General features: G+C 61.8%; 27 protein-coding genes. 16 read left to right on the top strand and 11 right to left on the bottom strand.

Annotated elements, in window-relative coordinates; translation table 11 throughout:
- Window positions 1–157 precede the first annotated feature (157 nt).
- The 3 genes from ACSPX5_RS19830 to ACSPX5_RS19820 all read left to right on the top strand — a co-directional run bounded on the left by ACSPX5_RS19830 (window position 158) and on the right by ACSPX5_RS19820 (window position 2,167).
- Window positions 158–922 carry a DUF2076 domain-containing protein gene (locus ACSPX5_RS19830; protein WP_439820129.1) on the top strand — a complete coding sequence of 255 codons (765 nt, stop codon included), beginning with the start codon at window positions 158–160 and terminating at the stop codon, window positions 920–922.
- Window positions 923–1,059: 137 nt separating this feature from the next.
- Window positions 1,060–1,539 carry a LabA-like NYN domain-containing protein gene (locus ACSPX5_RS19825; protein WP_439820128.1) on the top strand — a complete coding sequence of 160 codons (480 nt, stop codon included), beginning with the start codon at window positions 1,060–1,062 and terminating at the stop codon, window positions 1,537–1,539.
- A gap of 22 nt (window positions 1,540–1,561) precedes the next feature.
- A complete protein-coding gene (locus ACSPX5_RS19820; RefSeq protein ID WP_323161187.1) occupies window positions 1,562–2,167 on the top strand; it encodes a 3'-5' exonuclease in 606 nt (201 codons plus the stop codon).
- A gap of 40 nt (window positions 2,168–2,207) precedes the next feature.
- On the opposite strand, the gene ACSPX5_RS19815 is transcribed toward ACSPX5_RS19820, so the two are convergent.
- Entirely contained in the window at window positions 2,208–2,663 is a 456-nt protein-coding gene (locus ACSPX5_RS19815) for an Lrp/AsnC family transcriptional regulator (RefSeq protein WP_169432036.1), read from the bottom strand.
- Between the two features lie 163 nt (window positions 2,664–2,826).
- On the opposite strand from ACSPX5_RS19815, the gene yedA reads away from it, so the two are divergent.
- Window positions 2,827–3,777 carry a drug/metabolite exporter YedA gene (gene yedA, locus ACSPX5_RS19810; RefSeq protein WP_439820127.1) on the top strand — a complete coding sequence of 317 codons (951 nt, stop codon included), beginning with the start codon at window positions 2,827–2,829 and terminating at the stop codon, window positions 3,775–3,777.
- Between the two features lie 53 nt (window positions 3,778–3,830).
- Window positions 3,831–5,171, top strand: a complete 1,341-nt coding sequence (locus ACSPX5_RS19805; protein ID WP_163976544.1) for a DEAD/DEAH box helicase — start codon at window positions 3,831–3,833, stop codon at window positions 5,169–5,171.
- 38 nt (window positions 5,172–5,209) lie between these two features.
- On the opposite strand, the gene ACSPX5_RS19800 is transcribed toward ACSPX5_RS19805, so the two are convergent.
- Together ACSPX5_RS19800 and ACSPX5_RS19795 are read right to left on the bottom strand one after the other, a co-directional pair.
- The gene (locus ACSPX5_RS19800; RefSeq protein ID WP_439820126.1) at window positions 5,210–6,451 is read right to left on the bottom strand and encodes a TIGR03862 family flavoprotein; all 1,242 of its coding nucleotides are present in this window, start codon (window positions 6,449–6,451) and stop codon (window positions 5,210–5,212) included.
- A 175-nt stretch (window positions 6,452–6,626) separates the two neighbouring features.
- Window positions 6,627–7,547 (bottom strand): histone deacetylase family protein, encoded by a 921-nt coding sequence (locus ACSPX5_RS19795; RefSeq protein WP_439820125.1) that lies wholly within the window; start codon window positions 7,545–7,547, stop codon window positions 6,627–6,629.
- Window positions 7,548–7,630: 83 nt separating this feature from the next.
- On the opposite strand from ACSPX5_RS19795, the gene ACSPX5_RS19790 reads away from it, so the two are divergent.
- The 3 genes from ACSPX5_RS19790 (at window position 7,631) to ACSPX5_RS19780 (ending at window position 9,765) form a co-directional block, all read left to right on the top strand.
- Entirely contained in the window at window positions 7,631–8,200 is a 570-nt protein-coding gene (locus ACSPX5_RS19790; RefSeq protein ID WP_169432032.1) for a GNAT family N-acetyltransferase, read from the top strand.
- A gap of 105 nt (window positions 8,201–8,305) precedes the next feature.
- Complete coding sequence (tesB, locus tag ACSPX5_RS19785; RefSeq protein ID WP_085712241.1) at window positions 8,306–9,175, top strand: acyl-CoA thioesterase II; 870 nt, start codon at window positions 8,306–8,308, stop codon at window positions 9,173–9,175.
- Window positions 9,172–9,765, top strand: a complete 594-nt coding sequence (locus ACSPX5_RS19780) for an HAD family hydrolase (protein WP_439820124.1) — start codon at window positions 9,172–9,174, stop codon at window positions 9,763–9,765. The genes tesB and ACSPX5_RS19780 overlap by 4 nt, the downstream gene beginning before the upstream one ends.
- A gap of 114 nt (window positions 9,766–9,879) precedes the next feature.
- On the opposite strand, the gene ACSPX5_RS19775 is transcribed toward ACSPX5_RS19780, so the two are convergent.
- The 4 genes from ACSPX5_RS19775 to ACSPX5_RS19760 all read right to left on the bottom strand — a co-directional run bounded on the left by ACSPX5_RS19775 (window position 9,880) and on the right by ACSPX5_RS19760 (window position 14,465).
- Window positions 9,880–10,833, bottom strand: coding sequence for an alpha/beta fold hydrolase (locus tag ACSPX5_RS19775; RefSeq protein ID WP_439820123.1), 954 nt, complete (start codon window positions 10,831–10,833; stop codon window positions 9,880–9,882).
- Window positions 10,834–11,721 (bottom strand): KPN_02809 family neutral zinc metallopeptidase, encoded by an 888-nt coding sequence (gene ypfJ, locus ACSPX5_RS19770; RefSeq protein WP_169432029.1) that lies wholly within the window; start codon window positions 11,719–11,721, stop codon window positions 10,834–10,836.
- 190 nt (window positions 11,722–11,911) lie between these two features.
- Window positions 11,912–12,745, bottom strand: a complete 834-nt coding sequence (locus ACSPX5_RS19765) for an aldo/keto reductase (protein WP_169432028.1) — start codon at window positions 12,743–12,745, stop codon at window positions 11,912–11,914.
- Window positions 12,729–14,465 carry an FAD-dependent oxidoreductase gene (locus tag ACSPX5_RS19760; RefSeq protein ID WP_439820122.1) on the bottom strand — a complete coding sequence of 579 codons (1,737 nt, stop codon included), beginning with the start codon at window positions 14,463–14,465 and terminating at the stop codon, window positions 12,729–12,731. The genes ACSPX5_RS19765 and ACSPX5_RS19760 overlap by 17 nt, the downstream gene beginning before the upstream one ends.
- Window positions 14,466–14,643: 178 nt before the next feature.
- On the opposite strand from ACSPX5_RS19760, the gene ACSPX5_RS19755 reads away from it, so the two are divergent.
- The 4 genes from ACSPX5_RS19755 to ACSPX5_RS19740 all read left to right on the top strand — a co-directional run bounded on the left by ACSPX5_RS19755 (window position 14,644) and on the right by ACSPX5_RS19740 (window position 18,360).
- The gene (locus ACSPX5_RS19755; protein ID WP_169432024.1) at window positions 14,644–15,420 is read left to right on the top strand and encodes an IclR family transcriptional regulator; all 777 of its coding nucleotides are present in this window, start codon (window positions 14,644–14,646) and stop codon (window positions 15,418–15,420) included.
- Window positions 15,421–15,536: 116 nt separating this feature from the next.
- A complete protein-coding gene (locus ACSPX5_RS19750) occupies window positions 15,537–16,598 on the top strand; it encodes a Gfo/Idh/MocA family protein (protein ID WP_439820121.1) in 1,062 nt (353 codons plus the stop codon).
- A 2-nt stretch (window positions 16,599–16,600) separates the two neighbouring features.
- Window positions 16,601–17,416 (top strand): sugar phosphate isomerase/epimerase family protein, encoded by an 816-nt coding sequence (locus ACSPX5_RS19745; protein ID WP_169432021.1) that lies wholly within the window; start codon window positions 16,601–16,603, stop codon window positions 17,414–17,416.
- Window positions 17,417–17,481: 65 nt separating this feature from the next.
- Window positions 17,482–18,360, top strand: a complete 879-nt coding sequence (locus tag ACSPX5_RS19740) for a DMT family transporter (protein WP_169432020.1) — start codon at window positions 17,482–17,484, stop codon at window positions 18,358–18,360.
- Between the two features lie 42 nt (window positions 18,361–18,402).
- Here the strand turns inward: ACSPX5_RS19740 and ACSPX5_RS19735 are convergent, their stop codons facing one another.
- Window positions 18,403–19,740 carry an MFS transporter gene (locus ACSPX5_RS19735; RefSeq protein ID WP_439820120.1) on the bottom strand — a complete coding sequence of 446 codons (1,338 nt, stop codon included), beginning with the start codon at window positions 19,738–19,740 and terminating at the stop codon, window positions 18,403–18,405.
- A gap of 273 nt (window positions 19,741–20,013) precedes the next feature.
- Here ACSPX5_RS19735 and quiC point away from each other — a divergent pair, with 273 nt between their 5' ends.
- Together quiC and ACSPX5_RS19725 are read left to right on the top strand one after the other, a co-directional pair.
- Window positions 20,014–21,915, top strand: coding sequence for a 3-dehydroshikimate dehydratase QuiC (gene quiC / locus ACSPX5_RS19730; protein WP_207864700.1), 1,902 nt, complete (start codon window positions 20,014–20,016; stop codon window positions 21,913–21,915).
- Between the two features lie 102 nt (window positions 21,916–22,017).
- Complete coding sequence (locus ACSPX5_RS19725; protein ID WP_439820119.1) at window positions 22,018–22,695, top strand: TetR family transcriptional regulator; 678 nt, start codon at window positions 22,018–22,020, stop codon at window positions 22,693–22,695.
- 32 nt (window positions 22,696–22,727) lie between these two features.
- Here the strand turns inward: ACSPX5_RS19725 and ACSPX5_RS19720 are convergent, their stop codons facing one another.
- From ACSPX5_RS19720 to ACSPX5_RS19710, 3 genes are all read right to left on the bottom strand, one after another.
- A complete protein-coding gene (locus ACSPX5_RS19720) occupies window positions 22,728–23,582 on the bottom strand; it encodes a shikimate dehydrogenase (RefSeq protein ID WP_169432016.1) in 855 nt (284 codons plus the stop codon).
- A gap of 5 nt (window positions 23,583–23,587) precedes the next feature.
- Window positions 23,588–24,028, bottom strand: a complete 441-nt coding sequence (gene aroQ / locus ACSPX5_RS19715) for a type II 3-dehydroquinate dehydratase (protein ID WP_169432015.1) — start codon at window positions 24,026–24,028, stop codon at window positions 23,588–23,590.
- A gap of 141 nt (window positions 24,029–24,169) precedes the next feature.
- Complete coding sequence (locus ACSPX5_RS19710) at window positions 24,170–25,081, bottom strand: LysR substrate-binding domain-containing protein (protein ID WP_439820118.1); 912 nt, start codon at window positions 25,079–25,081, stop codon at window positions 24,170–24,172.
- Window positions 25,082–25,285: 204 nt separating this feature from the next.
- On the opposite strand from ACSPX5_RS19710, the gene ACSPX5_RS19705 reads away from it, so the two are divergent.
- Window positions 25,286–25,714 carry a DUF4160 domain-containing protein gene (locus tag ACSPX5_RS19705; RefSeq protein WP_439820117.1) on the top strand — a complete coding sequence of 143 codons (429 nt, stop codon included), beginning with the start codon at window positions 25,286–25,288 and terminating at the stop codon, window positions 25,712–25,714.
- Window positions 25,711–26,157, top strand: a complete 447-nt coding sequence (locus ACSPX5_RS19700) for a DUF2442 domain-containing protein (RefSeq protein ID WP_439820116.1) — start codon at window positions 25,711–25,713, stop codon at window positions 26,155–26,157. Before ACSPX5_RS19705 ends, ACSPX5_RS19700 begins: the two co-directional genes overlap by 4 nt.
- Window positions 26,158–26,186: the final 29 nt, after the last annotated feature.

The raw sequence follows: 26,186 nt of genomic DNA, 5'->3' as shown, positions 1-26,186 counted from the left end.
AACAGTGGCTCACTTTAACCGATGATGTGCTGAAGGGCGCAAACGTAAACGTTCGGTAAAGACCATTGAAACATTCTGTCACTGCCTCCATTACGTAGGTGCGCCTCCTCCACCGTGGACGAGGGCAACGTTATCCCCGGCAATCTACGAGGTCGCCATGAACAGCGAAGAGCAAACCCTGATCGATGGACTGTTTTCCCGGCTGCAACAGGCCGAAACGGAGGCAGCCCCGCGCGACGCCCTGGCCGAGGCGCGGATCAAGGAACACCTGACGCGCCAGCCGGCCGCAGGCTATTTCATGACCCAGGCGATTCTGGTGCAGGAGGCCGCGATCAAGAGCCTCGACGAACAGAACAAACAATTGACTCAACAGGTTCAGCAACTGCAGGCCGAACTGCAATCGGCCAAGGCGCAAAGTGCAACCCCGGCGCCGAGCGGCGGCGGTTTCCTGTCGAGCATCTTCGGCGGCAGCAGCTCACGCCCGGCACCGACCCAGAGCGCCCCGGCGTCCACTGGCGGTTGGCGTGAACCGGCTCCGCAGCAGAACTTCGGTGCACCCGCGCCACAACAGAACTTCGGCGCGCCACCACCGGGTTATGGCCAGCAACAAGCGGCACCGGCCGCGGCTGCGGGCAGCAGCTTCCTCGGCGGCGCCCTGAAAACCGCTGCCGGCGTGGCGGGTGGCGTGATGCTGGCACAAGGCATCAGCAGCCTGTTCCATCACAACCAGCAGCCGGTAGAAATCGTCGAAGTGATCAAGGAAGAGCCTGCGCAAGTGGCCGACCAAGGTAATAACGGTTGGGGCGATGACCAGCGCATGGCCAACAACGATTCCTTCGGCAACAATCAGGGTGGCTTCACCGACACCGACTACAGCGATGACAACTCGTCGTTTTTTGATGACGACGATTCCTTCGTCTGACTCACCATTCGTCCGGGGCGCCTGAGCGCCCCGGGCCGATTATTCGCGGAACCTTCCTTCGGGCTGGCATACTGAGCGCCTTTTTCGGGCCTGGTGCCTGATCCGGCTCATGCGCGTCAGCGCTCACAGGAACTCCGGTGAAAAAAATCGCAGTGTTCGCCGATGTGCAGAACCTCTACTACACCGTCCGCCAGGCCTATGGTTGCCACTTCAACTACGCGGCGCTGTGGGCGGATGTCAGCCAGCACGGGCAGATTGTCGAGGCCTACGCCTACGCGATCGACCGGGGCGACAGCAAACAGCAGCAGTTCCAGCAGATCCTGCGCAACCTCGGTTTCACCGTGAAACTCAAACCCTACATCCAGCGCAGCGACGGCTCGGCCAAGGGCGACTGGGACGTGGGCATCACCCTCGACATCATGGACGCCGCCGACCACGTCGACGAAGTCGTCCTGGCCTCCGGTGATGGCGACTTCGACATGCTGCTCGAACGCATCATCAACAAACACGGCGTGCAAGCGGTGGCCTACGGCGTGCCCGGCCTGACCGCCAACTCGCTGATCCGCGCCGCCAGCCGTTATGTGCCGATTGAAGGCGCACTTTTGCTTAAAAATTGATTTGAACGGAGTTGAACCCGGTTTGGAACGCATTGCAGTCATCGACTTTGAAACCACCGGTATCTCGCCGAGCAGCAGCTGCCGGGCCACGGAAATCGCTGTGGTCATGCTGGAAAACGGCCGCATCGTCGAGCGTTACCAGAGCCTGATGAACGCCGGCGTCCGCATCCCGGCCTTCATCGAACAACTCACCGGCATCAGCAACGCCATGCTGCGCACCGCGCCCCCGGCCGAACAGGTGATGAATGAAGTCAACGAATTCGTCGGCTGCACACCCCTGCTGGCGCACAACGCCGCGTTCGACCAGAAGTTCTGGGACTTCGAACTGGGCCGGATCAAACGCACCCGCCTGCAGAACTTCGCCTGCTCGCTGCTGCTGGCCCGCCGCCTGATGCCGGCGGCGCCGAACCACAAGCTCGGTACGCTCACCTCTTTTGCCCAGTTACCGCATACCGGCCAGGCGCACAGGGCGATGGCGGATGCGGAGATGGCGGCGAATCTGCTGGCGCATTTGGCGGATGAGTTGCGGCACAAGCATGGGGTGCGCGAGCTGTCGCACGACTTGCTGTGCAAATTGCAGAAAGTCCCGGCCGCCAAAGTCGGCGAACACCTGCAGCGCTATCGCTGATTTTCAGGCAAACACATTTCCCTGTGGGAGCGGGCTTGCCTCAGGGTTTGCCATTCCCTTCGATATGCCCCAACGGCACCCGCTTCTCTATCGCGCTCGACAACACGATCGAGGTCTTGCTGAAGCCGAATTTCGCCACCCGGTTGATCAGCTCTTCCAGCTCGGTCATCGAGCCCACGGCGGCCTTCATGATCACGCACGGATCGCCCGTCACTCGAAAGCACTCGGTCAGTTGCGGAATTTTCACCAGTTCGTCGTAGACCTTTTGACTGCCGTTCTGGTGGAGGCGCAATTCGATCACGCACTGGATCGGCAAGCCGATTTTCGACAGGTCGATGTTCGCCTGATACCCGGTGATTACTCCGGCTGCCTCGAGTTTGGCCACGCGTTCGGCGACGGCGGGGGCGGAGAGGTTCACTTTGCGGGCGAGGTCGGCGTAGGACGCGCGACCGTTTTCGAGCAGGGCGCCGAGCAGCATGCGGTCGTATTTGTCCAAGGTCGGACTCCTGAAAATGCCAGACTTTCGAAATCGCGGTTTTGGCCGTCGATCTCCGTGTTTTCAAAAGTGTACCGGCGCTATAAACAGGTTTTGTAACTTATTTTTAGCGGTTGGCCTTTCTAGAATAACCAATCCTCTGAGTCTGACTTTCGAGCTGCCCATGTCTGCCTTGCGCCGTTTTTCCTTGCCCTTGATCGCTGCGTTTTTTGCGTTGTACGTGATTTGGGGATCGACCTATCTGGTGATCCGCATCGGCGTCGAATACTGGCCGCCGCTGATGCTCGGCGGTGTGCGCTTCGTGATTGCCGGCACGCTGATGTACGCGTTCCTGCGCTGGCGTGGGGCACCGGCGCCGACCTGGGTGCAGTGGAAAGCGGCGGGGATCATCGGGATTCTGTTGCTCAGTTTTGGCAACGGCGCGGTGACGCTGGCCGAGCACAGCGGCGTGGCGTCGGGTGTTGCTGCGCTGGCGGTGGCGACGGTGCCGCTGTTCACTTTGCTCTGCGGTTATTTCTGGGGCGCACGCAACACCCGCCTGGAGTGGGCCGGGGTGGTGATGGGGATTATCGGTATCGCGATGCTCAACATGGGCTCCAACCTGCAATCGAGTCCGCTGGGTGCGGCACTGCTGATTTTCGCGGCGGCGAGCTGGGCGTTCGGTTCGGTGTGGAGCAAACACCTGCCATTGCCCCAGGGCGCCATGGCCAGTGCCGTGGAAATGCTGGTGGGCGGCGTGGTGCTGTTGATCGGCAGCGCGGCCAGCGGTGAACACTTGCAAGCCATGCCGCCGCTGGAAGGCTGGCTGGCGCTGGCGTACCTGATTTTCTTCGGCTCGATCATCGCCTTCAACGCCTACATGTACTTGTTGAAAAACGTTCGTCCGGCGGCGGCCACCAGTTATGCCTACGTGAACCCGGCGGTGGCGGTGTTGCTGGGGATCGTGTTTGTCGGCGAGACCATCGGCATCGAAGAGGCGCTGGCGATGCTGGTGATTATCGGCGCGGTGGTGCTGATCAGTCTGCCACAGTGGCGGCGTCCGGCGCGGCCGCCGGTGGTCAGCGAGCCGGCTGCCGCAGCGAAGGTCATAGCGACGGAGCAGCGTGGGAATTAGGGTAAACTGCGCGTCATCGCACACATGCTCTGATTTTTTCCTACGGTACTCCCATGACTTTCGCCACCCTTGGCCTGATCGAACCCTTGCTGCGCTCCCTCGAGAAGCTCGGCTACCAGACCCCGACGCCGGTGCAGGCGCAAGCCATTCCGGCCGTGCTGGCCGGTCGCGACCTGATGGCCGCGGCCCAGACCGGCACCGGCAAGACCGCCGGTTTTGCCTTGCCGCTGCTGCAACTGCTGGCGATGGAAGGGCCGAAAGTCACCGCCAACTCGGTGCGTGCGCTGATTCTGGTGCCGACCCGCGAGCTGGCCGAACAAGTCCACGAAGCCGTGCGCCAGTACGCCGAGAACCTGCCATTGCGCACTTACGCGGTGTACGGCGGCGTCAGCATCAACCCGCAAATGATGAAGCTGCGCGGTGGTGTCGATCTGCTGGTCGCGACCCCGGGCCGTCTGCTCGACCTGTTCCGCCAGAACGCGCTGAAGTTCAACCAGCTGCAAACCCTGGTGCTGGACGAAGCCGACCGCATGCTCGACCTGGGCTTTTCCGAGGAGTTGGCGAACATTTACCGCGCGCTGCCGAAGAAACGTCAGACGCTGCTGTTCTCCGCGACCTTCTCCGATGACATCCGCCTGCTGGCCGGGCAGATGCTCAACGATCCGCAGAGCATCGAAGTCAGCCCGCGTAACGTCGCCGCCAACACCGTCAAGCAGTGGGTGGTGACGGTGGACAAGAAGCGCAAGCCGGAACTGTTCGTGCACCTGATGCGCAAGAACAAGTGGAAGCAAGTGCTGGTGTTCGCCAAGACCCGTAATGGTGTGGACGCGCTGGTCGAGAAGCTCCAGGGCCTGGGCGTGAACGCCGACGGCATCCACGGCGACAAGCCGCAAGCGACCCGGCAGCGGGCGTTGGATCGTTTCAAACTGAGCGAAGTGCAGATTCTGGTGGCGACCGATGTTGCTGCCCGTGGTCTGGATATCGAAGATCTGCCGCTGGTGGTCAACTTTGATCTGCCGATCGTGGCCGAGGATTACATTCACCGTATCGGCCGCACTGGCCGCGCGGGTTCGACCGGTGAGGCGATTTCGCTGGTGTGCGCTGATGAAGTGAATATGTTGTCGGCGATTGAAATGCTGACCCGCAGCACGTTGAAGCGCGAGGTTGAACCGGATTTCGTGCCCGAGCACCGCGTGCCGGACACCGATGCCAGTGGTCAGGTGATCAAGAAGCCGAAGAAACCGAAAAAGCCGAAAGCGTCCGGTGGCGGCGGTGGCAAGCGTAATCTGGGCAAGTGGGTGGACAGCGGGGATACCCCGGCGCCGGAGGTGGCGATCAAGCCTGTTCGTAAAGTGCCGGTGTTCAATACCGGGCCGCGTAAGCGTAAGCCTTAAGCGTCAGAAAGGGTCGTTCCCGCGCAATGCAGGAACGATCAGTTACGCTGTTTCAACCAGTCCAGCATTCCAGCTCCGGCCGCCCGGCCACTGGCAAAACACGCCGTCAGCAGATACCCGCCAGTCGGCGCTTCCCAATCCAGCATTTCCCCCGCACAGAACACCCCCGGCAACGCTTTGAGCATCAATCGCTCATCCATCGCTTCGAACGTCACGCCACCGGCACTGCTGATCGCTTCATCCAACGGCCGGGTTTTCACCAGCGTCAGCGGCAAAGCCTTGACCGCCCGAGCCAACAGTGCCGGATCGGCAAACGTCGCAGCATCAGTGAGTTCACGCAGCAACGCCGCTTTCACCCCATCAATCCCGACCTGACTGTGCAGATGCTTGGCCATCGAGCGCGAACCCCGAGGTTTGCTCAACGCCGCCTGCAATTTATCCACAGGCCGGCCGGGCAGCAGGTCGATGTGGATCGTCGCTGTACCGTACACGTTGATCGCCTCACGAATCGGAGCTGACAGCGCGTAGATCAGACTGCCCTCAATCCCTGTCGCGGTAATCACGCATTCGCCCAAACGCGGAACGTCGTCGTTCAAACCGATGGCGATATTTTTCAGCGGCGCGCCGGCGAATTTGCTGACCATCAGTTCGCTCCAGGCTTGCACCTCGAAGCCGCAATTGCTTGGCTGCAAGGGCGCCAGTCCTACGCCGCGTTGCTCCAGCGGCAGCATCCACGCGCCGTTGGAACCCAGCCGCGACCAACTGCCGCCGCCGAGGGCGAGCAGGGTGGCGTCGGGGGTAAGGGTTTTCTCGCCTTCCGGGCTGTCGATGCGCAGCGCGCCGTTTTCGTCCCAGCCGAGCCAGCGGTGGCGGGTGTGGATAACCACGCCGCTGTCGCGCAGGCGCTTGAGCCAGGCGCGCAGCAATGGCGCGGCTTTCATGTCGGTGGGGAACACCCGGCCGGAGCTGCCGATGAAAGTTTCGATGCCCAGTTCGTGAATCCAGCGGCACAGGGCGTCGGCGTCGAATGCGCGCAGCAGCGGGGCAATGTTCGGGGCGCGTTCGGCGTAGCGCGAGAGGAACGCCGGCCAGGCTTCGGAATGGGTGATGTTCATGCCGCCAACCCCGGCCAGCAGGAACTTGCGGCCCACCGAGGGCATGCCGTCGTACAGATCGACGCTGACTCCGGCCTGGCTCAGCACTTCGGCGGCCATCAGGCCGGCGGGGCCACCGCCGATGATGGCGACGTGAGCGGGAAGGGCGGTGGAAGTCTGGGTCATGGCAGCGGCAATAGCGTGGCGGAATAAGCCGCGCATTCTAGCAGCAGCGGCCCTCGTCAGGACTGATCAAAAAACAACCAGTGCGCTGCAAGCCATGTTCAGCGTGGGCTGTAGTCCCTTTCGCTCAGGTTATCCACAGGCCGTTCCACAGCCATTGTGGGTAACGCAGCACAACTCAATGACAACCCGATGACTGCCAGACGCGCTGCGCACTGTGATGCAGGATCCCGTGACGGCGGGCGAGGGCGTGGCGATCCTTGCTGTAACCGCCGCCGATCACGCCGACCACCGGGATGTCGCGGCCCAGGCAATGGCGCATCACGCTTTCGTCGCGGGCGGCGACGCCTTCGTCGGTCAGTTGCAGATAGCCGAGGGCGTCGTCCTTGTGCACGTCGACGCCGGCGTCGTACAGCACCAGATCCGGCTGATACAGCGGCAGCAGATAGTTGAGCGCGTCATCGACGACTTTCAGGTAATCGGCGTCGCCCATGCCGTTGGGCAGCGGAATGTCCCAATCGCTTTCGGCTTTGCGTGCAGGAAAGTTCTTTTCGCAGTGCAGGGAAACGGTGATGGCTTCCGGGGTGTTGTGCAGAATTCGTGCAGTCCCGTCGCCCTGATGCACGTCGCAATCGAAGATCAGCACCCGGTTCACCCGGGCGCTTTGCAGCAGGTAGTGACTGATGATCGCCAGGTCATTGAAGATGCAGAACCCGGCGGGGTAGTCGTAGTGGGCGTGATGAGTACCGCCGGCCAAGTGACAGGCCAGGCCATGCTCCAAGGCTTTCTCTGCCGCGAGAATCGAGCCGCCGACCGCCCGTACGGTGCGTCGGGCCAGAGCTTCGTTCCACGGCAGACCGAGGCGCCGCTGGTCTTCGCGGGACAACTCGCCACTCATGTAGCGTTCGATATAACCGCGGTCATGGGCCAGGGCGAGGATGTCGGCAGGGCACAGTTCAGGGCGCAGCAGGTCTTCGTCGCGAGTCAGGCCGCTGTCCACCAGGTGATCGCGCAGCAGGCGGAACTTGTCCATGGGAAAGCGGTGATCCGCCGGAAACTCGGGGCTGTAGTCTTCGTGGTAGATCAGCGGCAATGGCATGGCGGACTATTCATAAAGGCTGTAGGAAAGAGTGCAAAGCCTACCAGCGATGTAGACTTGCGGCATGGAAACGGAGGGGCACGATGGAGCCGATACTTGAGCTGGAAAGCGCGCGACTGCTGATGCGTCAGTGGCAGGACGCTGATCTGCCGGCATTTGCGGCGATGTGCGCCGATCCGCAGGTGATGCGCTACTTTCCTGCGCCCTTGAGCCGGCTGGAAAGCGCGGCGCTGATCGGCCGTGTGCGCGGCCATTTTGCCGAACACGGCTTCGGCCTGTGGGCACTGGAGCGCAAGGACACCGGTGAGTTTATCGGCTTTACCGGACTCGGCGTGGTCGGTTTCGATGCCCCGTTCACCCCGGCGGTGGAAATCGGCTGGCGTCTGGCGAAGGAACACTGGGGCCTGGGATATGCCAGCGAGGCGGCGTGGACTGCGTTGCGTTGCGGCTTTGACCGGTTGGCCCTGAAGGAGATTGTGGCGTTCACCGCACAGAGCAATCTGCCGTCGGAAAAGGTCATGCAGGCCATCGGCATGCATCACGACCCGGCCCATGATTTCGATCACCCGAAACTGGCGGTTGATCACCCGCTGCGTCGACATCTGCTGTACCGCATCACCAGGGAGCAATGGCTGCAGACCTTGCATGGCTAAGCCGACACGGACGTTTACAATGGCGCGATCATGGCTCGCGCCAGAATCTGAATTGGTCGCCGCAGCCAAGACTGCGCGGCATTGCTTTGTGTGAGGAGAGTCTGAATGAGCCAAGTGTTGGAAGATCTGGTGGATCTGCTGACCCTCGAACCGATCGAGGAAAACCTGTTCCGTGGTCGCAGTCAGGATCTGGGCTTTCGCCAGTTGTTCGGCGGCCAGGTGCTCGGCCAGTCGCTGTCGGCGGCCAGTCAGACCGTTGAAGAAACCCGTCATGTGCATTCGATGCACGGTTATTTCCTGCGTCCGGGCGATGCCAAGTTGCCGGTGGTTTACTCGGTTGACCGCGTGCGGGATGGCGGCAGTTTCAGCACCCGCCGCGTGACCGCGATCCAGAAGGGCCACCCGATTTTCACCTGCAGCGCTTCGTTCCAGTACGACGAAGAAGGCTTCGAGCACCAGAGCCAGATGCCGCAAGTGGTCGGCCCGGAAAACCTGCCGTCGGAGCTGGAACTGACCCAGCAACGCGCGCACCTGATTCCGGAACACATGCGCGAAAAGCTGCTGTGCCCGAAACCGATCGAAGTGCGCCCGGTCACCGAAAAAGACCCGTACAACCCGCAACCGGCGGACCCGATCAAGTACGTGTGGTTCCGTGCGGATGGCGCGTTGGCCGACATTCCGGCGCTTCACAAATACCTGCTGGCCTATGCCTCGGACTTCGGCCTGCTGACCACCTCGATGCTGCCGCACGGCAAATCGGTCTGGCAGAAAGACATGCAGGTCGCCAGCCTCGACCACGCGTTGTGGTTCCACAACGACCTGCGCGCCGATGACTGGTTGCTCTACGCCATGGACAGCCCGTGGGCCGGCAATTCCCGTGGTTTTTCCCGTGGCAGCGTGTTCAACCGCGCCGGGCAACTGGTGGCGTCGGTGACCCAGGAAGGCCTGATCCGTCATCGCAAGGACTGGGCATGAGTCTGGCGGATGTGCGGCACTGGGTGTTCGACATGGACGGCACCCTGACCGTGGCCGTGCATGACTTCGCGGCGATTCGCGTGGCGCTGGCGATCCCGCCGGAGGACGACATCCTCACGCATCTCGCAGCATTGCCTGCCGAAGAAGCGGCGGCAAAACACGCGTGGCTGCTGGAACATGAGCGGGATCTGGCGCTCGGCTCGACCCCGGCGGTCGGCGCGGTGGAGTTGGTGCGCGACCTGCACGCTCGGGGTTATCGCCTCGGCATCCTGACCCGCAATGCGCGGGAGCTGGCCCATGTGACGCTGGAGGCCATCGGCCTGGCCGACTGCTTCGCGGTTGACGATGTGCTGGGCCGCGATGAAGCGCCGCCGAAACCGCATCCGGGTGGTCTGCTGAAACTGGCCGAAGCCTGGCAAGTGCCGGCGAGCGAGATGGTGATGGTTGGTGATTACCGGTTTGATCTTGATTGCGGTCGGGCGGCGGGCACGCACACGGTGCTGGTGAACCTGCCGGATAATCCATGGCCGGAGCTGACCGACTGGCACGCGAAGGATTGTGTGGAGTTGCGGCAGATGCTTTTGGCCTGAGACCTGCGTTGTCTGCACGGACGCTTTCGCGAGCAAGCCCGCTCCCACAGGGGAATGCATTCCAAATGTGGGAGCGGCTTGCTCGCGAAGAGGCCCGACCCTCCACCCAACAACTTACTGCTCGAATAGAGCTTTCTGACCTTCCGGTGAGGTCAGCATGCCGTCGCCGTTATGCCCGACGCCGGGCACTTCCACCAGCCGCTGATTCACCCCTTCCGGATGCCGGCGCAGTAGATAGCTGAAAAACATTTTTCCGCGCATCAGGCGATAGGCGCCTTGTGCTTCGGCGGCACAGCTCTTGTCCAGCGCCGGGTGTTGCGGGTCGGTGTCCTGCTGGCCCAGCAGATAAATCACCTCGCGTTTGACGTAACTGCCTTCAAGCTGTGCGGGCGTTTGCCCACCCGAGTAGATCGGCGGATCCACCAGACCGTACTTCCAGCGGTTGAAGCCCGGGCACTGCGCATGATCGAACGCCACCGGTCGTTGCTCATTGAAGTAGGCGTAGGACGACGGATTGGCCACCACGTAGCGCAAGCGAATGCCTTCAGCCTTGAGTGCCGGTTGTTCGCGGGCGAGCAGGGCATAGCGCTGCACCACCTGACCGCCGCCGGAGTGGCCGAAGATCACGATCTGCTTCACGTCTGGAAATTGCTTGCGATCGATCAGCCGCCCGACGATTTCGTCCAGTGCGGCGTAGGAACTCAGCGGGTTCGGCCCTGTGGATAACCCGCCACCCATCCATTCATTACCCTTCCAGCGCAACACGCTGGCGGGCAACGAATAGAGAGCAACATCGCTTTCGTTGAGAAACTGCGGGGCGATCACCAGGGTGTTGACGGTTTGCCCGGCCAGTTCCGCCGCGGCTTCGCCGCTTTTGCGATAGGTTTCGGCGTTGCGCAGCTTGCCATGAATGACGATCAGCACCCGCTCGATTTTCGCCGGCGCCGGACCGATGCCCACCGCCATTTCGCCGGCCTGCAATTGCAGGCGCCCGGGACTGATTGCGTCGACGCCGGCCGCTTGCGCGGTGCCGCCGATCAACAGTAAAGCCAGCAGCCATTTATGCATTTACAGGTTTTTCGCCGCAAAGGTATCGCACTGGCCGACCTGGCCCTGGGCGAATCCGGTTTTGAACCAGCGCACCCTTTGCGCCGACGTACCGTGGGTAAACGAGTCCGGTACCACACGACCCTGACCCTGTTGTTGAAGGCGATCATCACCGATGGCGTTCGCCGCGTTCAAGGCTTCTTCGATGTCGCCCGGTTCCAGCCAGTTCAGACGTTTCTGCGCGTTGTAGGCCCAGACGCCGGCCAGACAATCGGCCTGCAGTTCCTGACGCACCAGCAGACCGCCATCACCTTGCATCTGCCGGCCTTGCTGGCGGGCGGCCTGAATTTTCGCCGAGACGCCGAGAAGCGTCTGCACATGGTGTCCGACTTCGTGAGCGATCACGTAGGCCTGGGCGAAGTCGCCGGCCGCCTTGAAGCGCTGGGACATTTCCTGGAAGAACGCCATGTCCAGATAGACCTTCTGGTCTGCCGGGCAATAGAACGGGCCGGTGGCCGAGGTGGCCATGCCACAGGCTGAATTGACCCGGTTGCTGAACAGCACCAGGGTCGGGTCTTTGTATTGGCGGCCGGCCTGCTGGAAGATCGCGCCCCAGGTGTCTTCGGTGTCACCAAGGATCGAGCGCACGAATTCGGCCTGTTCATCGTTGGCCGGCGGCGCCTGGCGGGTTTGCGAAGAAGGGGCTGGTTGCTCGGACATCTGCCCGGTCAGTTGGCCGAGAATCTGCAGCGGGTCCTGCCCGGTGATCCAGCCAATGCCGACGATCAGCAGAATCGCGCCGAGGCTCAGGCCCTTGCCACCGCCGAAACGCATGCCGCCGCCACCTCCCATGTCATCGCCACGGGCATCGACGACGTTGTCACTGCGTCGGCCTTTTTTCCATAGCATGTGGGAATCCTCTGTCTGATCGTGGTGATGAGTGTTGCTGGTGTGTGAGTGTGGCGCCAGTCCGGTCGTCCGTCTATTCGCACACAGGCACAAAGGCCCGGCCTCGGGGTGACGAGGGCGCGCCTGTTATTGACGAGCATGAGCGCCGGGAATTCAATCCGCCGGCGGTTTTCTTTTGCCGAGTCAGGTGTCAGCGGTCGAAGGCATCCCACACCGGCGCGAAGTCCGGGCTGACCTGACGTTCGCGCTTGGGCAGCGCAGCGATCAGCGCTCGGTCGTCGTCATCCAGTTCGACCTTCAGCGATGCCAGGTTGGCCAGTTGATTGGTTTTGCTGCTGGCCTTGGGAATCGCCGCGACGTTGTCCTGATCCAGCAGCCACTTCAGCGCGATTTGGGTCGGCAGCACGCCGTGTTTTTCGGCGATCTGCTGAATCTGTGGAATCTCCGAGACCTTGTTACGCGCCAGCGGCGTGTAGGCCGTCAGCGCCAGATCGTGTTGACGGGCGTAGCCGAGCAGGGCGTTTTGTCCGAGCAGGACGTGGTACTCGACCTGGATGGCTGACAGAGGAATGCCGTATTCCTCGACGACTTTGCGCAGCAGCGGCAGCGGAAAGTTCGCCACACCGATGTTGCGAGCCAGCCCCTGTTCTTTGAACGACGCGAGGGTTTCGAGGGTGCGCGGCAAATCCCAGTCGGTGGTCGGCCAATGGATCATGAACAGGTCGACGTACTCGCTGCGCAAGGCCTTGAGGCTGCGATCCAGCGAGTGACGCATGGCGTCCGGTTGCAACTGGTCCCACCAGACCTTGGTGGTGACGTGGATCTGCTCGCGGGGTGTCGGCGTATTCGCCAGGGCCTGTCCGACTGCGTCTTCGTTGTTGTAGGCCGCTGCCGTGTCGATGTGGCGGTAACCGAGTTCCAGGGCTTGCTCCACGGCGCGGGTGCATTCGTCGCCGAGCATCGGCCAGGTGCCGAGGCCGAGTTTTGGCAGGTTCAGTCCTTGTCTGTTAACGATGTGCTGCATGGTCGTTCTCCTGTTCGAAAGCCGTGACGCCCGCCATGTGCCGGGCTGCGATGTAACCGAACGTCAGCGCCGGGCCGAGGTTGATCCCGCCCGCCGGATAATGCCCGCCCATGATGCTGGCCATGTCGCCACCGGCAGCGTACAGCCCGGGGATAGGCCGGTCTTCGGCGTCGAGCACCTGCGCATGCGGGTTGACCTTGAGCCCGGCGAAGGTGCCGAAGCAGCCCGGCTGCACCTTCACCGCGTAGAACGGGCCCTGTTCGATAGGCGCCACGCACGGATTGGGCTGTCGCGCCGGATCGCCCTGTTTGCGGTTGTACGGCGTCGAGCCGCGACCGAACAGCGGGTCTTCGCCGTGCCGGGCATGGTGGTTGTAGTCATGCAGAGTGGCGCGTAAACCGTTCGGATCGATGCCGCATGCGGTGGCCAATTCCTCAAGGGTATTGCCGGTTTTCAGATAGCCGCTGCGGATAAAACCTGACACCGGAACCGGAAACGGCCGAGACATGCCGAGCCCGTAACGGCGCTGGAACGCGCGGGTGCAGATCAGCCACGAAGCGACTTCTTCGCCTTCAGGGGCCGCGGCGACCATGGCGCTGACATAGTCGTAATAGCCGTTGGCTTCGTTGACGAAGCGCTGGCCGTTGCGCAGCACGCCGATGACGCCCGGTTTGCCGCGTTCGATGATGTGTGGGAAATGGCCGATGCTGCCGTCGGAATGTGGCACCTGCGAGACCGGCGCCCACGCCACGGGCGAGGCCACATCGGTGTTGACCCGGCCTCCGACGTTTTCACCCATCCGCAGGCCATCGCCATTAACTGCCAGCGGAGGCAGCGCCCAATGTTCGTGACCGGTGGGCGTGCGCGGGAACAAGGCCTTGCGCCGCTCGATGTCGTTGGCAAATCCGCCGGCCGCGAGCACCACGCCCTTGCGCGCATGGACAGTGACCGGGCCTTTCGCGGTGTGCACGTGAGCGCCGGTGATGCGTGATTCGTCGCGCAGCAGTTCAGTCACTGGCGCCGATTCCCACAGCAGTACGCCTAGGTCTTCGGCGGATTTCGCCAGCCGAGCGACCAGCGCCACGCCGTTGACCAGTTGCATCGCCCGGCCGTGCAGCGCCAGGTCCAGCAGGTGGCGAGTGAAACGCCGGGTCACGTGCCAGGCCGCCGACAGCGAGCGAGTCAGATTGAGAAACGCCGACAGGTCCGCGCCGGCCATGATCGGCATGCCCATGAACGATGTTTCGCGCATGGTTGTACGAAGACGTTTGAGCAGGCGTCCGACCTTTCGTCCGTCATAGGGCGCGGCAATCACCGAGCGTCCGCCGGTGCCGGCGCCCGGTGTTTCGCCGTGGATGTCGGCGATGGCGTTGCCGTCGGCAAATTGCAGGGCAGTGTGTTGTTCGAAGAACGCCACCATGCGCGGGCCGGCTTCAAGGAAGGCGTCGATCATGGCCGGGTCGTAGTGTTTGCCGAGTTCGTGGCGCAGGTAGGTGCGCGGCAGTTCCACGTCTTCGACGATCCCGGCGCGCCGGGCCAGCGGATTGCGTGGCACCCACGCCCAGCCGCCGGACCAGGCGGTGGCGCCGCCGAACACCGGATCCTTTTCCACCACGATGACCTTCAAGCCATGCCAGGCGGCGGTGACGGCGGCCGACAAACCGGCGGCGCCGGAGCCGACCACCAGAACGTCGCAGTCGATATCGGGAAGGGCAGGCATCAGGAAACGCTCCAGCTATCAATTATTTTTAGAATCATGTTCCAGAAAATAACCAGTGCGAGTGAAGCAGATCAACCCGACTGACGCGCAAAGTGGGCGGTTATCGGACGTCAGGTTCCAGATTTCGCATTCCTCGGGATGTCTTCTAGAATCGGCGAAATTTCACCGAGAGCGCACCATGGCCGGCAGTCAAATCGAACGGGTTTTCAGCGTGCTGGAAAGCCTCACCAGTGATCCGCGCGGGCTGCCGATGCAGACCCTGGCCGAGCAACTGGACATTCCAAAGAGCGCGACGCACCGCCTGCTCGCCGAGCTGATCCGCCTGGGTTACGTGCGGCAGAATCCGGAAACGTTGCGTTATCACCTGTCGACCAAACTGGTTGCGATGGGCTTTCAGTACCTGTCGAGCAGCGGTGCCGATATCGTGCAGCCGGTGCTCGATCGGCTGGCCCAGGAAACCGGTGAGCTGGTGCGTCTGGGCGTGATCGACGGCGAACGCCAGACCTGGATCGCCAAAGCCCAGGGCGCCCGCACCGGCCTGCGTTACGACCCGGATATGGGCCGCGATGCGCCGCTGTTCTACACCGCATCGGGCCATGCGTGGCTGGCGTGCATGAGTGACGCCGAGGCGTTGTCGCTGGTCGAACGCCAGGGCGCGGAGGTGCCGGCGGATATCGGGCCCAACGCGCCGCGCTCCAATATTGAACTGCTCGAACGCCTGCGCGTGGCCCGGGAACAGGGCTATGCCTGTGTGGAAGAAAGTTCGGCGGTGGGCACTTCGGCGATTGCTGCCGTGGTGAAGCATCCCGCCGATGGCCGGGTGATTGGCGTGCTCAGCATCGCCGGCCCAAGCGCCCGGATGCCGGCGGCGCGATTGCATGAACTGGCGCCGTTGCTGCTGACGTTTACCGCGGAGCTGTCGGCGGCGAGCCTGGCCTCGGAGTTGTTCGTTTAAGCAAAGCTGTGCGCTGTTCGCCCACTTTTCAGTCGCATGGGTGTGAGAATCTGGAACCGGGTTCTAAATTGTTGGTTGAGTGAGTTTTCCCACAACAATCACAAGAGGATCGCACCTTGAACCCGCCCCTTCGCATCGCCTTGATCGGCGCCGGTAGTATGGGCCAGCAACATTACCGGCACCTGAAACATCTCACTGAGGCCACGTTATGCGCCGTGGCCGATCCCGGCCTTCAGGCACCGGCCCTGGCGGCGGAGTGGGGTGTGGCGCATTTCGCCGATCACCGTCAGATGCTGGAACAGAACCGGCCAGACGCAGTCATCGTCGCCAATCCGAATAATCAGCACGTCAGCACCGCACTGGATTGCCTGGCCGCTGGTGTTCCGGTGTTGCTGGAAAAACCGGTGGGTGTGCATCTGGATGAGGCGCGGGAGCTGGTGGCAGCGGTGAAGCGTAGCGGCGTGCCGGTGTTGGTTGGTCATCATCGGCGGCACAATCCGTTGATCGTGCGGGCCCATGAACTGGTCAAGGGCGGAGCATTGGGGCGGCTGACGCTGGTGACTGCGTTGTTCCAGTTGCGCAAACCCGACCACTATTTTGAAACCGCGTGGCGGCGCGAAGCCGGTGCCGGACTGCTGCTGACCAATCTGATTCACGACCTCGATCTGCTGCGTCATCTGTGCGGAGAAGTACGTTCGGTGCAGGCAATCACCGACCGTTCGGTGCGCGGTTTTGCCAATGAAGACAGCGCGGCAATCCTGCTGCAGTTCGATGGCGGAACGCTGGGCACCCTGACCGGTTCCGATGCGGTGGCGGCGCCGTGGAGCTGGGAGTTGAACTCCGGGGAGAATCCGGTCTATCCGTGCCATGCCGAACAGCCTTGTTACTTGCTGGCGGGAACGGCCGGGGCCTTGAGCATTCCGCAACTCAAGCGCTGGCATTACCGCGCCGATCAGGTGGACGCCGGTTGGCACGAGCCGTTGCTGGCGGTCGATGAACCGTTCACGCCTGACGAAGCCCTGCGGTTGCAATTGCAGCATTTCGTCCGCGTCGCACGCCGGGAAGTCGAACCGCTGGTGAGTGCCGCCGACGCCGCCCGCACGCTGGCGCTGGTCGAGGCTATCCGTGGAGCAGCGGCCAGCGGTCGCGCCACCGAACCTGCGCAGATCGAGGCCTGAACATGAGCGAACGAATTCTGTCCCTGGCCAGCCTGACCGTGCTGGAGTTGTCGCCACCCGAGATGGTCGAGGTCGCCGCCCGTGCCGGATACAGCCATGTCGGCTTGCGTCTGGAGCCGGCGACGGCCGAGGAATATCACTTTCCGTTGGTAGCCGATGGCGATTTGCGGCGTCAGACACTGGCGCGTTTGCGTGACACCGGAATCGGCGTGCTCGACGTGGAAATCCTGCGTCTGAAACCGCACACGGTGGTGGCGGATTTCGAGCCACTGCTCAGCGTCGGCGCGGAGTTCGGTGCCAGTGAATTGCTGGTCGCCGGAAACGATCCTGACGAGCAGCGGCTCACCGATAATTTTGCGGCACTCTGCGATCGGGCGGCGCCCTACGGTTTGCATCCGCATCTGGAGTTCATGCCGTGGACCGATGCACGCAATCTTGAGCAGGCGTTGCGCATCGTCGACAACGCCGGGCGCGAAAACGGTGCGGTGCTGGTCGATGCGTTTCACTTCGACCGTTCCGGATCGCGGCTGGAAGATCTGACCGGTGTGCCGTCCTCACGGCTGCGCTACGCACAGTTGTGCGATGTTGCCGGGCCGAGGCCGACGGACATGGCCGAGATCTTGCGTCAGGCCCGCAATGAACGACGGTTTCCTGGCGAGGGGGATTGTGACTTGAGCGGCTTATTGCGCTGCCTTCCGGCTAACCTTCCCCTGAGTCTGGAAATTCCCACGGTCAAATTGCTGGAGCAGGGCGTGAGTGGATTGCAGCGGGCGCAAATGGCGATCGACCGGACACGGGAATTGTTGGCCCGGCTTTAAGTCTGCTTCAAGGGGCGAGGCGCACGCGTCCTCGTCACCGTTTATTTTTCATTCAGAGAGAGCCCATGACCGTCAGCACTCCGCTTTCCGGCGTCAACCAACCCTTCAAGGGGATCTTGCTGATTGTCGTGGCAACCTTCCTGTTCTCCAGTCACGACGCGCTGTCGAAATACCTCTCGGGTTTTTATCCGATCGTGATGGTGGTGTGGGCGCGGTATCTGGTGCACACGCTGCTGATGGCGGGGATTTTCCTGCCGCAGTCCGGACTGCGCGTGCTGCGCACCAAGCGTCCGTTGTGGCAGTTGGCGCGGGCGTTGTGCCTGTTGGGCACCAGCCTGTTTTTCACCACGGCGTTGCTGTACATCCCGCTGGCCGAGGCCACGGCGGTCAACTTTCTTGCGCCGGTGCTGGTGACGGCGCTGTCGGTGCCGCTGCTCAAGGAGCGGGTGACGCGCGGTCAGTGGATCGCGGTGGTGTGCGGGTTCATCGGTGTGCTGATCATCGTCCATCCGGGCGGTGACCTGTTCACCCCGGCGATTCTCCTGCCGTTCTGTTCGGCGCTGTTTTTCTGCTTCTATCAGTTGCTGACCCGCAAGCTCAGCGAGGTCGACAGCCCGACCACCAGCAATTTTTTCGCCGGGTTGTGCAACACGCTGGTGATGAGTGCGCTGGTGCCGTTCTTCTGGCAGGTGCCCAGTTTGGGACATGCGTTGTTGATGCTGGCGCTGGGCAGTTGCGGGATGACCGCGCACCTGTTTCTGACACAGGCGTTCCGCCATGCCGCACCGGCGTTGCTGGCGCCGTTCGGTTATTGCCAGATTGTGTTTGCAGGGTTGCTGGGCTGGCTGCTGTTTGCTCACACGCCGACCCTGATGACAGTGATCGGAATTGCGGTGATCTGTTGCAGCGGACTGGCGGCAGCGTGGCAGCAGAGCCGGCGCTGAAGACGTGACCGGCCTGAAATCAGGCCGGTCGGTGCAGGAAGGTTATTCGGTGATGGTAGGAATCTTGCGCGGTGCCATGAAGTACATCCAGGTCAGTGCGATGAAGTACATCGCCGGAATCAGGGTGAACAGCACGGTGTAGTTGTTGTTGGTGACGGTCAGGATATGGCCGACGATCTGGGTCATGAACATCCCGCCGATCGCCGCGCACATGCCGCCGAAACCGAACACCGTGCTCATCATGTGCTTGGGTGTGTAGTCCATCACCAGGCTCCAGATGTTGGCGGTCCAGGCCTGATGCGCGCCGATGGCCAGGGAGATGGCGGCGACGGCGATCCACAGGTTGGCGGAGCCGGCGGCCATGACCACGCCGATGATGCAGCAGGCGAACAGGAACATCGACAGCAGCCGCGCCTTGATCGAGTTCATGCCGCGACCGATCAGGAACGAAGACAGAATCCCGCCGCCCACGCTGCCGAAGTCAGCGGTGACGTAGATGATGATCAGCGGAATGCCCATCTGGGTAACGTTGATGCCCAGGTTGTATTGCTGATTGAGAAACGGCGGCAGCCAGTACAGGTAGAACCAGAACACCGGCGCAGTCAGCGAGTAGGCAAGGGCGAAGGCCCAGGTGCCGCGCATCCGCAGGATTTTCGAGAACGGTACGCGGGCCTGCTCCGGTTCGACTTCTTTCTGGATGTAGTCCAGTTCCGACTGTTTGACGCTGGGGTGATCTTCCGGGTTGAAATACTTAAGACCCCAGAACAGCAGCCAGATCCCGCCCAGTGCCGACATGCACAGGAACGCGGCTTGCCAGCCCCATACGTGAAGAATCAACGGCAGCAGCATCGGGGTGAACATCGCGCCGACGTTCGTACCAGCGTTGAAGATGCCGGTGGCCACGGCGCGCTCGCCGGCCGGGAACCACAGGCGCGTGGTCTTCACGCAGGCCGGGTAGTTGGCCGCTTCAGTCAGGCCGAGGATGAATCGGCAGACCATGAAGCCCACCGCCGAGGTCGCCAGACCGTGGGCGCCGGTGGCCAGGCTCCAGAGCAGCACCGCGCAGAAGAACACGCGTTTGACGCCGACCCGGTCGATCAGCCGCCCTTGCAGCACGAAACCGATCGCGTAGCCGACCTGAAACCAGAAGTTGATGTTGGCGTAGTCCATCGCCGTCCAGCTCATTTCCTTGGCGAGGATCGGCTGCATGACGCCGAGGGCGGCGCGGTCGATGTAATTGAGGGTGGTGGCGAAAAACACCAGCGCCAGCATGCCCCAACGGGTCTTGCCGACGGCCATGGCGCCGCGGATCTTGTCGCCGATGCCACCCGTGGCAGTGCTCATGGCCGAAGCCATGCGGGAAGTCTGTGAAGGAATCATGTGTTCCACCCGTTTTTGGATTTGTTATTTGGTGTGCTTTTTTTGTGCACGCTGCGACCGGTGGTTCAGTTCCGGACTCAAGGTGAAAGGGATGTTGGGCAGTGGACGAAAAATCGTCAATTCGCCAAACCGGCATTGTGTTCGATAATCGCACGCAAAACTAACCGGGTAGTACAGTTTAAATTGCTCAATGAAAAACCGGGACCAATAATTCGCTCATCTTATAAAAGCGGCGCAATCCCCGTAGCCGACGTCTCCACCGGGAGTTGAAACATGCAGCGATCCATTGCCACCGTTTCCTTGAGCGGAACCCTGCCGGAAAAGCTCGAAGCCATTGCCGCCGCCGGGTTCGACGGGGTGGAGATTTTCGAGAACGACCTTCTGTATTACGACGGCAGTCCCCGGGAAATCAGGCAGATGTGCGCCGACCTCGGGATTGCCATCACCCTGTTCCAGCCGTTCCGCGATTTCGAAGGCTGCCGCCGCGATCGTCTGGAGCGCAACCTGGAGCGGGCCGAGCGCAAGTTTGACCTGATGCAGGAACTGGGCACCGACCTGGTGCTGGTCTGCAGCAATGCCTCGCCAGACAGTGTCGGCGACCAGCAGATCCTGATTGATGACCTGCGCCTGCTGGCTGAGCGCGCCGGCGCCCGTGGCTTGCGCATCGGTTATGAAGCGCTGGCCTGGGGCCGCCATGTGAACACGTATCAACAGGTCTGGGACATCGTGCGTCAGGCCGATCACCCGGCCCTCGGCGTGTTGCTCGACAGCTTCCACACCCTGTCGCTCAAGGGCGATCCACGGGCGATTGCCGAGATTCCCGGCGACAAGATCTTCTTCGTGCAGATGGCTGACGCGCCGATCCTGGCGATGGATGTGCTGGAGTGGAGCCGGCATTTCCGCTGCTTCCCGGGGCAGGGCGAATTCGATCTGCCGGGTTTTCTCGCGCCGATTATCCAGAGCGGCTACACCGGGCCGCTGTCGCTGGAAATCTTCAATGACGGCTTCCGCGCCGCACCGCCTCGGGCCAATGCCGCCGACGGCCTGCGTTCGCTGCTGTACCTGGAGGAGAAAACCCGCCAGCGTCTGGAGCAGGAAGTCCGCCCTGTGGATAACCGCGACATCCTCTTCGAGACGCCGAAGGCCAGCGAATACAACGGCATCGAGTTTCTTGAGTTCGCGGTGGATGAAAGCCTGGGTGCCAAGCTGTCGAACTGGCTGGAACGGCTGGGTTTCGTCAAGGCCGGCCAGCATCGCTCCAAGAGCGTCAGCCTGTTGCGTCAGGGCGATATCAACCTGATCCTCAACTCTGAACCTTACTCGTTCGGCCACAGCTTTTTCGAAGCCCACGGCCCGTCGCTGTGCGCCACTGCCGTACGGGTCAAGGACAGTGCCAGTGCGCTGGCCCGCGCCGTCGCCTATAAAGGTCAGCCGTATCGCGGGCTGGTCGGCCCCAATGAACTGGAGTTGGCAGCGGTGCGGGCGCCGGATGGCAGCCTGATTTATCTGGTGGATGAAGAGGCGGATGTCTACGGCACCGATTTCAATCTTCTGCCGGATGCTGTGGCTCGCGGCGGTCTCAAACGCATCGATCACATGGCCATGGCGCTGCCGGCAGACAGCCTCGACAGCTGGGTGCTGTTCTACAAGAGCCTGCTGGATTTCGAGGCTGATGACGAGGTGGTGCTGCCGGATCCGTACGGTCTGGTGAAGAGTCGCGCGCTGCGTAGCCGCGACAGTTCGATCCGTCTGCCGCTGAACATTTCCGAGAACCGCAACACCGCGATCTCACACGCGCTGTCGAGTTATCGCGGTTCCGGGGTGCATCACATTGCCTTCGATTGTGACGATATCTTCGCCGAGGTCAGCCGGGCGAAAGAAGCGGGTGTCCCGCTGCTGGATATCCCGCTCAACTACTACGATGACCTCGCGGCGCGCTTCGATTTCGACGACGAATTCCTCAGCGAGCTGGCGTACTACAACGTGCTGTACGACCGCGATGCACAAGGTGGCGAGTTGTTCCACGTCTACACCGAGCCGTTCGAGGGGCGTTTCTTCTTCGAGATCATCCAGCGCAAGAACGGTTATGCCGGTTATGGCGCGGCCAACGTCGCGGTGCGGCTGGCTGCGATGGCCAAAGCACGCAGTGGTGCCGTTCGCCAGGCGAAGTTGTAGGAAATTCGTAAACGCGGGATTAAACACGGGCCGCGCGGCTTCCTTCACTGTGCCGCGCGGCCCATAATCGCCAGCCTGTGCAGTGATGGCCGTGAGCCCGCAATGACAATGACTTCAGAACTTCCCGCAGCTCCCGTTCTACCCGCGGTAGAGCCGCGCAAGAGTCGCAAGAACAACCCGGAAAAGACCCGCGAGAATATCCTGCAGGAGGCGATCGTCGAGTTCGTCCAGCAGGGGCTGTCCGGCGCCCGCGTCGATGCAATCGCCGAGCGTATCCACACCTCCAAGCGCATGATTTATTACTACTTCGGCAGCAAGGAGCAGTTGTACGTCGAGGTGCTGGAGAAGCTCTACGGCGATATCCGCAACACCGAGAACCGCCTGCACCTGGCCGAGTTGCCGCCAGTGGAAGCGATCCGGCGCCTAGTGGAATTCACTTTCGATCACCACGATCGCAACGTCGATTTCGTGCGGATCGTCTGCATCGAAAACATCCATAACGCCGAGTACGTGAAGCGTTCCGACGCGATCAAGGCGATGAACAACACGATCCTCGATTCGCTGGGCGAGATCCTGGCGCGCGGTGCCGCTGAAGGTGTGTTCCGTGCCGGGCTCGACGCGCTGGACGTGCATCTGCTGATCAGTTCGTTCTGTTTCTATCGCGTATCCAACCGCCACACGTTCGGTGAGATCTTTCAGATCGACCTGCCGGATGAAACCATCAAGCAGCGTCATCGCGAGATGATTTGCGAGTCGGTGCTGCGTTACTTGCAGGCGTGACCGAAGTCGAGGGGGCGTCGCCCCCTCAGGGTTTATCCGTTCATGCTTTGAAAATGCGCGAGCATTCGCTGCGCATCCGGCACCTTGCCGCTGAACAGCTCAAACGCCTTCACTGCCTGAAACACCGCCATATTGCCGCCATCCAGGGTTCGGCAACCCAGGGCGCGGGCGTTGCGCAGCAGTTCGGTTTCCAGCGGGAAATACACGATCTCCGCCACCCACAATTCTGGACGCAGCAATGCGGCCGGCACGGGCATGCCCGGCAATTTGGCCATGCCCATCGGCGTGGTGTTCACCAGGCCATCGGCATGACTCAGCGCGCTCGACAGATCGTGTCCGGCCACGGCCCGGCCCGCATCGAAATGTTGATTGAGGTTGTTCGCCAGGCTCTCGGCCCGTTCGACATCCACATCAAAAATGCTCAGTTGCTGTACGCCTTCGCTCAACAAGGCGTGGGCCACCGCCGCGCCTGCACCACCGGCGCCCATCTGGACCACACGTTCGCGGGCAACGTCTGGCAGCCCGCGACGAAATCCTTCGGCGAAACCCAGACAATCGGTGTTGTGGCCGACGCGTTTGCCGTCCTTCAGCACCACTGTGTTCACGGCGCCGATGCCCCGGGCTTCGGGTGAGAGCTCATCGAGCAGCGGGATGATTGCCTGCTTGCACGGAAAGGTGATGTTCAGGCCGGTGTAGTTCATTCGCTCGGCAGCCAACAGCAGGTCGGGCAGGGCGCTGCTGTCCAGTTGCAGTTGATCGAGATCGATCAGCCGGTACAGGTAACGCAGTCCCTGTTCGTCGCCTTCATGTTCATGCAGCGCCGGAGTACGGGACGCCTGGATGCCGGCGCCGATCAGCCCGGCGAGTATCACGTTGTTGTGGTTCATGCGGATCACCCCTTCAACCGCTGGTGGAAATGTTCCAGGGCCAGGCGATAACCGTGGCTGCCGAAGCCGCACATCACGGCCGTGGCGATGGCCGAGACGAACGAGTGGTGACGGAACGGCTCGCGGGCGTGGACGTTGGACAGGTGGACTTCGATCACCGGCAATTCGCTGGCGACCAGGGCGTCGCGGATCGCTACCGAGGTGTGCGTCCAGGCAGCCGGATTGATCACGATGCCGGCGCAACGCTGGCGGGCGCCGTGAATCCAGTCGAGCAGTTCGCCTTCGTGGTTGGTCTGGCGAAACTCCACGGCCAGGCCGAATTCTTCGGCGGCGCGCCCGCACAGGGCAGAGATGTCGGCCAGGGTTTCGTGACCGTACGTGGCCGGTTCACGGGTGCCGAGCAGGTTCAGGTTCGGGCCGTTGAGCACCAGAACGATAGGGGGCATGGGGACAAACTCCACTTATTGTTTTTGGCTTGGGCCGAGGGTTTCGGCTTGTGGAGTTAAATTGTACTAGCTGGTTACTTTAATCAATTGCTCTGCATCGACGGCCCGGTTTTGTGTGCGGTGATCGAACACTGGTGCAATTCACTGCGGCAACTGCTCGACCAGAAAATCGATGAAAGCCCTGACACGCAGTGGCATGTGGCGATTTTGCGGGTACAGCAACGTGAACGGTCGCGAGCGTCCGCTGTAGGGTTTGAGCACTTCCACCAGCGAGCCGTCGGCCAGTTCCTTTTCGACAATGAAGCGATAGGTCTGGAACAACCCGGCGCCATGTTTGGCCAGGGTCACGCCACCGAGCACATCGTCCGAGCAGCAGAAATTGCCCTCGGCGAGGATTTCCCGTGGCGCGTCCTCGTCGTAAAACAGCCAGGTGATCCGCCGCCCGCTGCTGGGCAGTTCGTATTGAATGCATTCGTGCTGTTCGAGGTCTTCGAGGGTCTGCGGCGTGCCGGCGCGTTTGAGGTAGTCGGGGCTGGCGACCATCACCAGCGCCGCATCTTCCAGATGCCGGGCGATCAGACCGGAATCGGGAATCGCTCGCACGCGGATCGCCATGTCGTAGCCCTCGCCGACGAAGTCGATGTTGCGATTGCTGATGTGCATGTCGACCTTCACCTGTGGGAAGCGCGCACGAAACGCGGGCAGTAGCGGCAGGATCCGATGATGGGCGTAAGTCGTGGGAATACTGATACGCAAGGTGCCGGACGGTTCCTGCTGCTGGCCCATGACTTCCCGTTGCGCCTCGACCAGTTGCGCCAGCGCCTGGCTGCATTCTTCGTAGTAGCGTCGGCCGCTGTCGGTCAGTTTCACGCTGCGGGTGGTGCGTGCAAACAGGCGTACACCCAGGCGTTCCTCCATGCGTGACACCGAGCGGCTCACCGCTGCCGGCGTCACCGAAGCCGCCTGCGCCGCGCCGGTGAAGCTGCCGCACTCGGCAGCCAGGCAAAACAACTCGATGCTGCCCAGCTGAAGATCGTCAAAGTGTCGCTGCATGATTGATTACACCGGGGAATGAATCTTCGTATGTAGCAAATGCGCGGCCGGTGCGAAAGAACTGCTTACCATTTTGCCCAGGGCTTTCCTGAATCCCGCACTAGGCTCGAAAACGTACTGACCATTTGAGGCAGCAATGCCGATGGTCGGAATTGTCAGGGAATGGCAGTTTTCGAAACTCTTTAACCTAACGGATGGGTTAGCATGAAAGTGTGCAGTTACAAGGGATTGTCGGTGGTGATCATGTTGCGAGACGAACATTGTCCGCCCCATGCGCACGTAGATTCAGGTGCATGGAGTGCCCGTTTCAAATTCAGCTTCTGGCACAACGGCGTGGAGTTATGGGATGTGGTGCCCCTTTCGCGTCGGCCACCGATTGCAGTGCTTGAGGGGCTGCGCCAATCGCTGCGTGAAACTGTTCATCTGCGGCGGGCCCGTCGAATTTGGTGGACTCGTCTGCAGACTGCCTGTCTCGATAACCAATGGTGGGACGGGGACTCGAACGAAGTGGCGGTCATGCGCGAAGTCACCAGAGCGACCTTCAGAATCGGATCGGCATATTACGAACCAGAAGAAAACAAAACCCTGCTGGCCCTGGTTGGTGCTCAGGAAGGTGTGGAGATCGAACTATGAAAACAGTAAAGGCCGGTTTGCATGCTGATCGACCGGTAACGGAAAAGCGCCTCGATGAAGCTGTTGAGCGGGGAGGGCTGCGTCGCCGCAGCAGCCTGCAAGCCGTGTCGGTGGCCTTTCAGAAACCATGCCTGGTGATTCACTTCGAGGACGACAGCGGCGTATTGCTGCCGGTGAATCTCTACCGGGAATTCGATGATTTCGAACCTGAAGACTTCAACAGGTTGAACGTCGGCTTTGCCGGCACCGCGCTCTGCCACGACGGCAAGGACCTGCAGATTTCCATCGCCGGCATGATCTCGGCCAGTCAGCCCTTGATGGCCATGGCCGCCTCGGTGATCGCTTCGCGCAACGGTCGCCAGAGCAGCACTGCGAAAGCTGAAGCTGCCCGGGCCAACGGCAGGAAGGGTGGGCGCCCGCGCAAGATTGATCCTGCGTCATGAACAGGCACAAAAAAGCCGTCGGTCAGGAC

The organism is Pseudomonas sp. HLG18 (assembly GCF_051903985.1).
In the GTDB taxonomy this organism is placed as follows: Bacteria; Pseudomonadota; Gammaproteobacteria; order Pseudomonadales; family Pseudomonadaceae; genus Aquipseudomonas; species Aquipseudomonas fluorescens_BT.
Note: the sequence above shows the minus strand (reverse complement) of the source record. Positions and strands in the feature narration are given on the sequence as shown.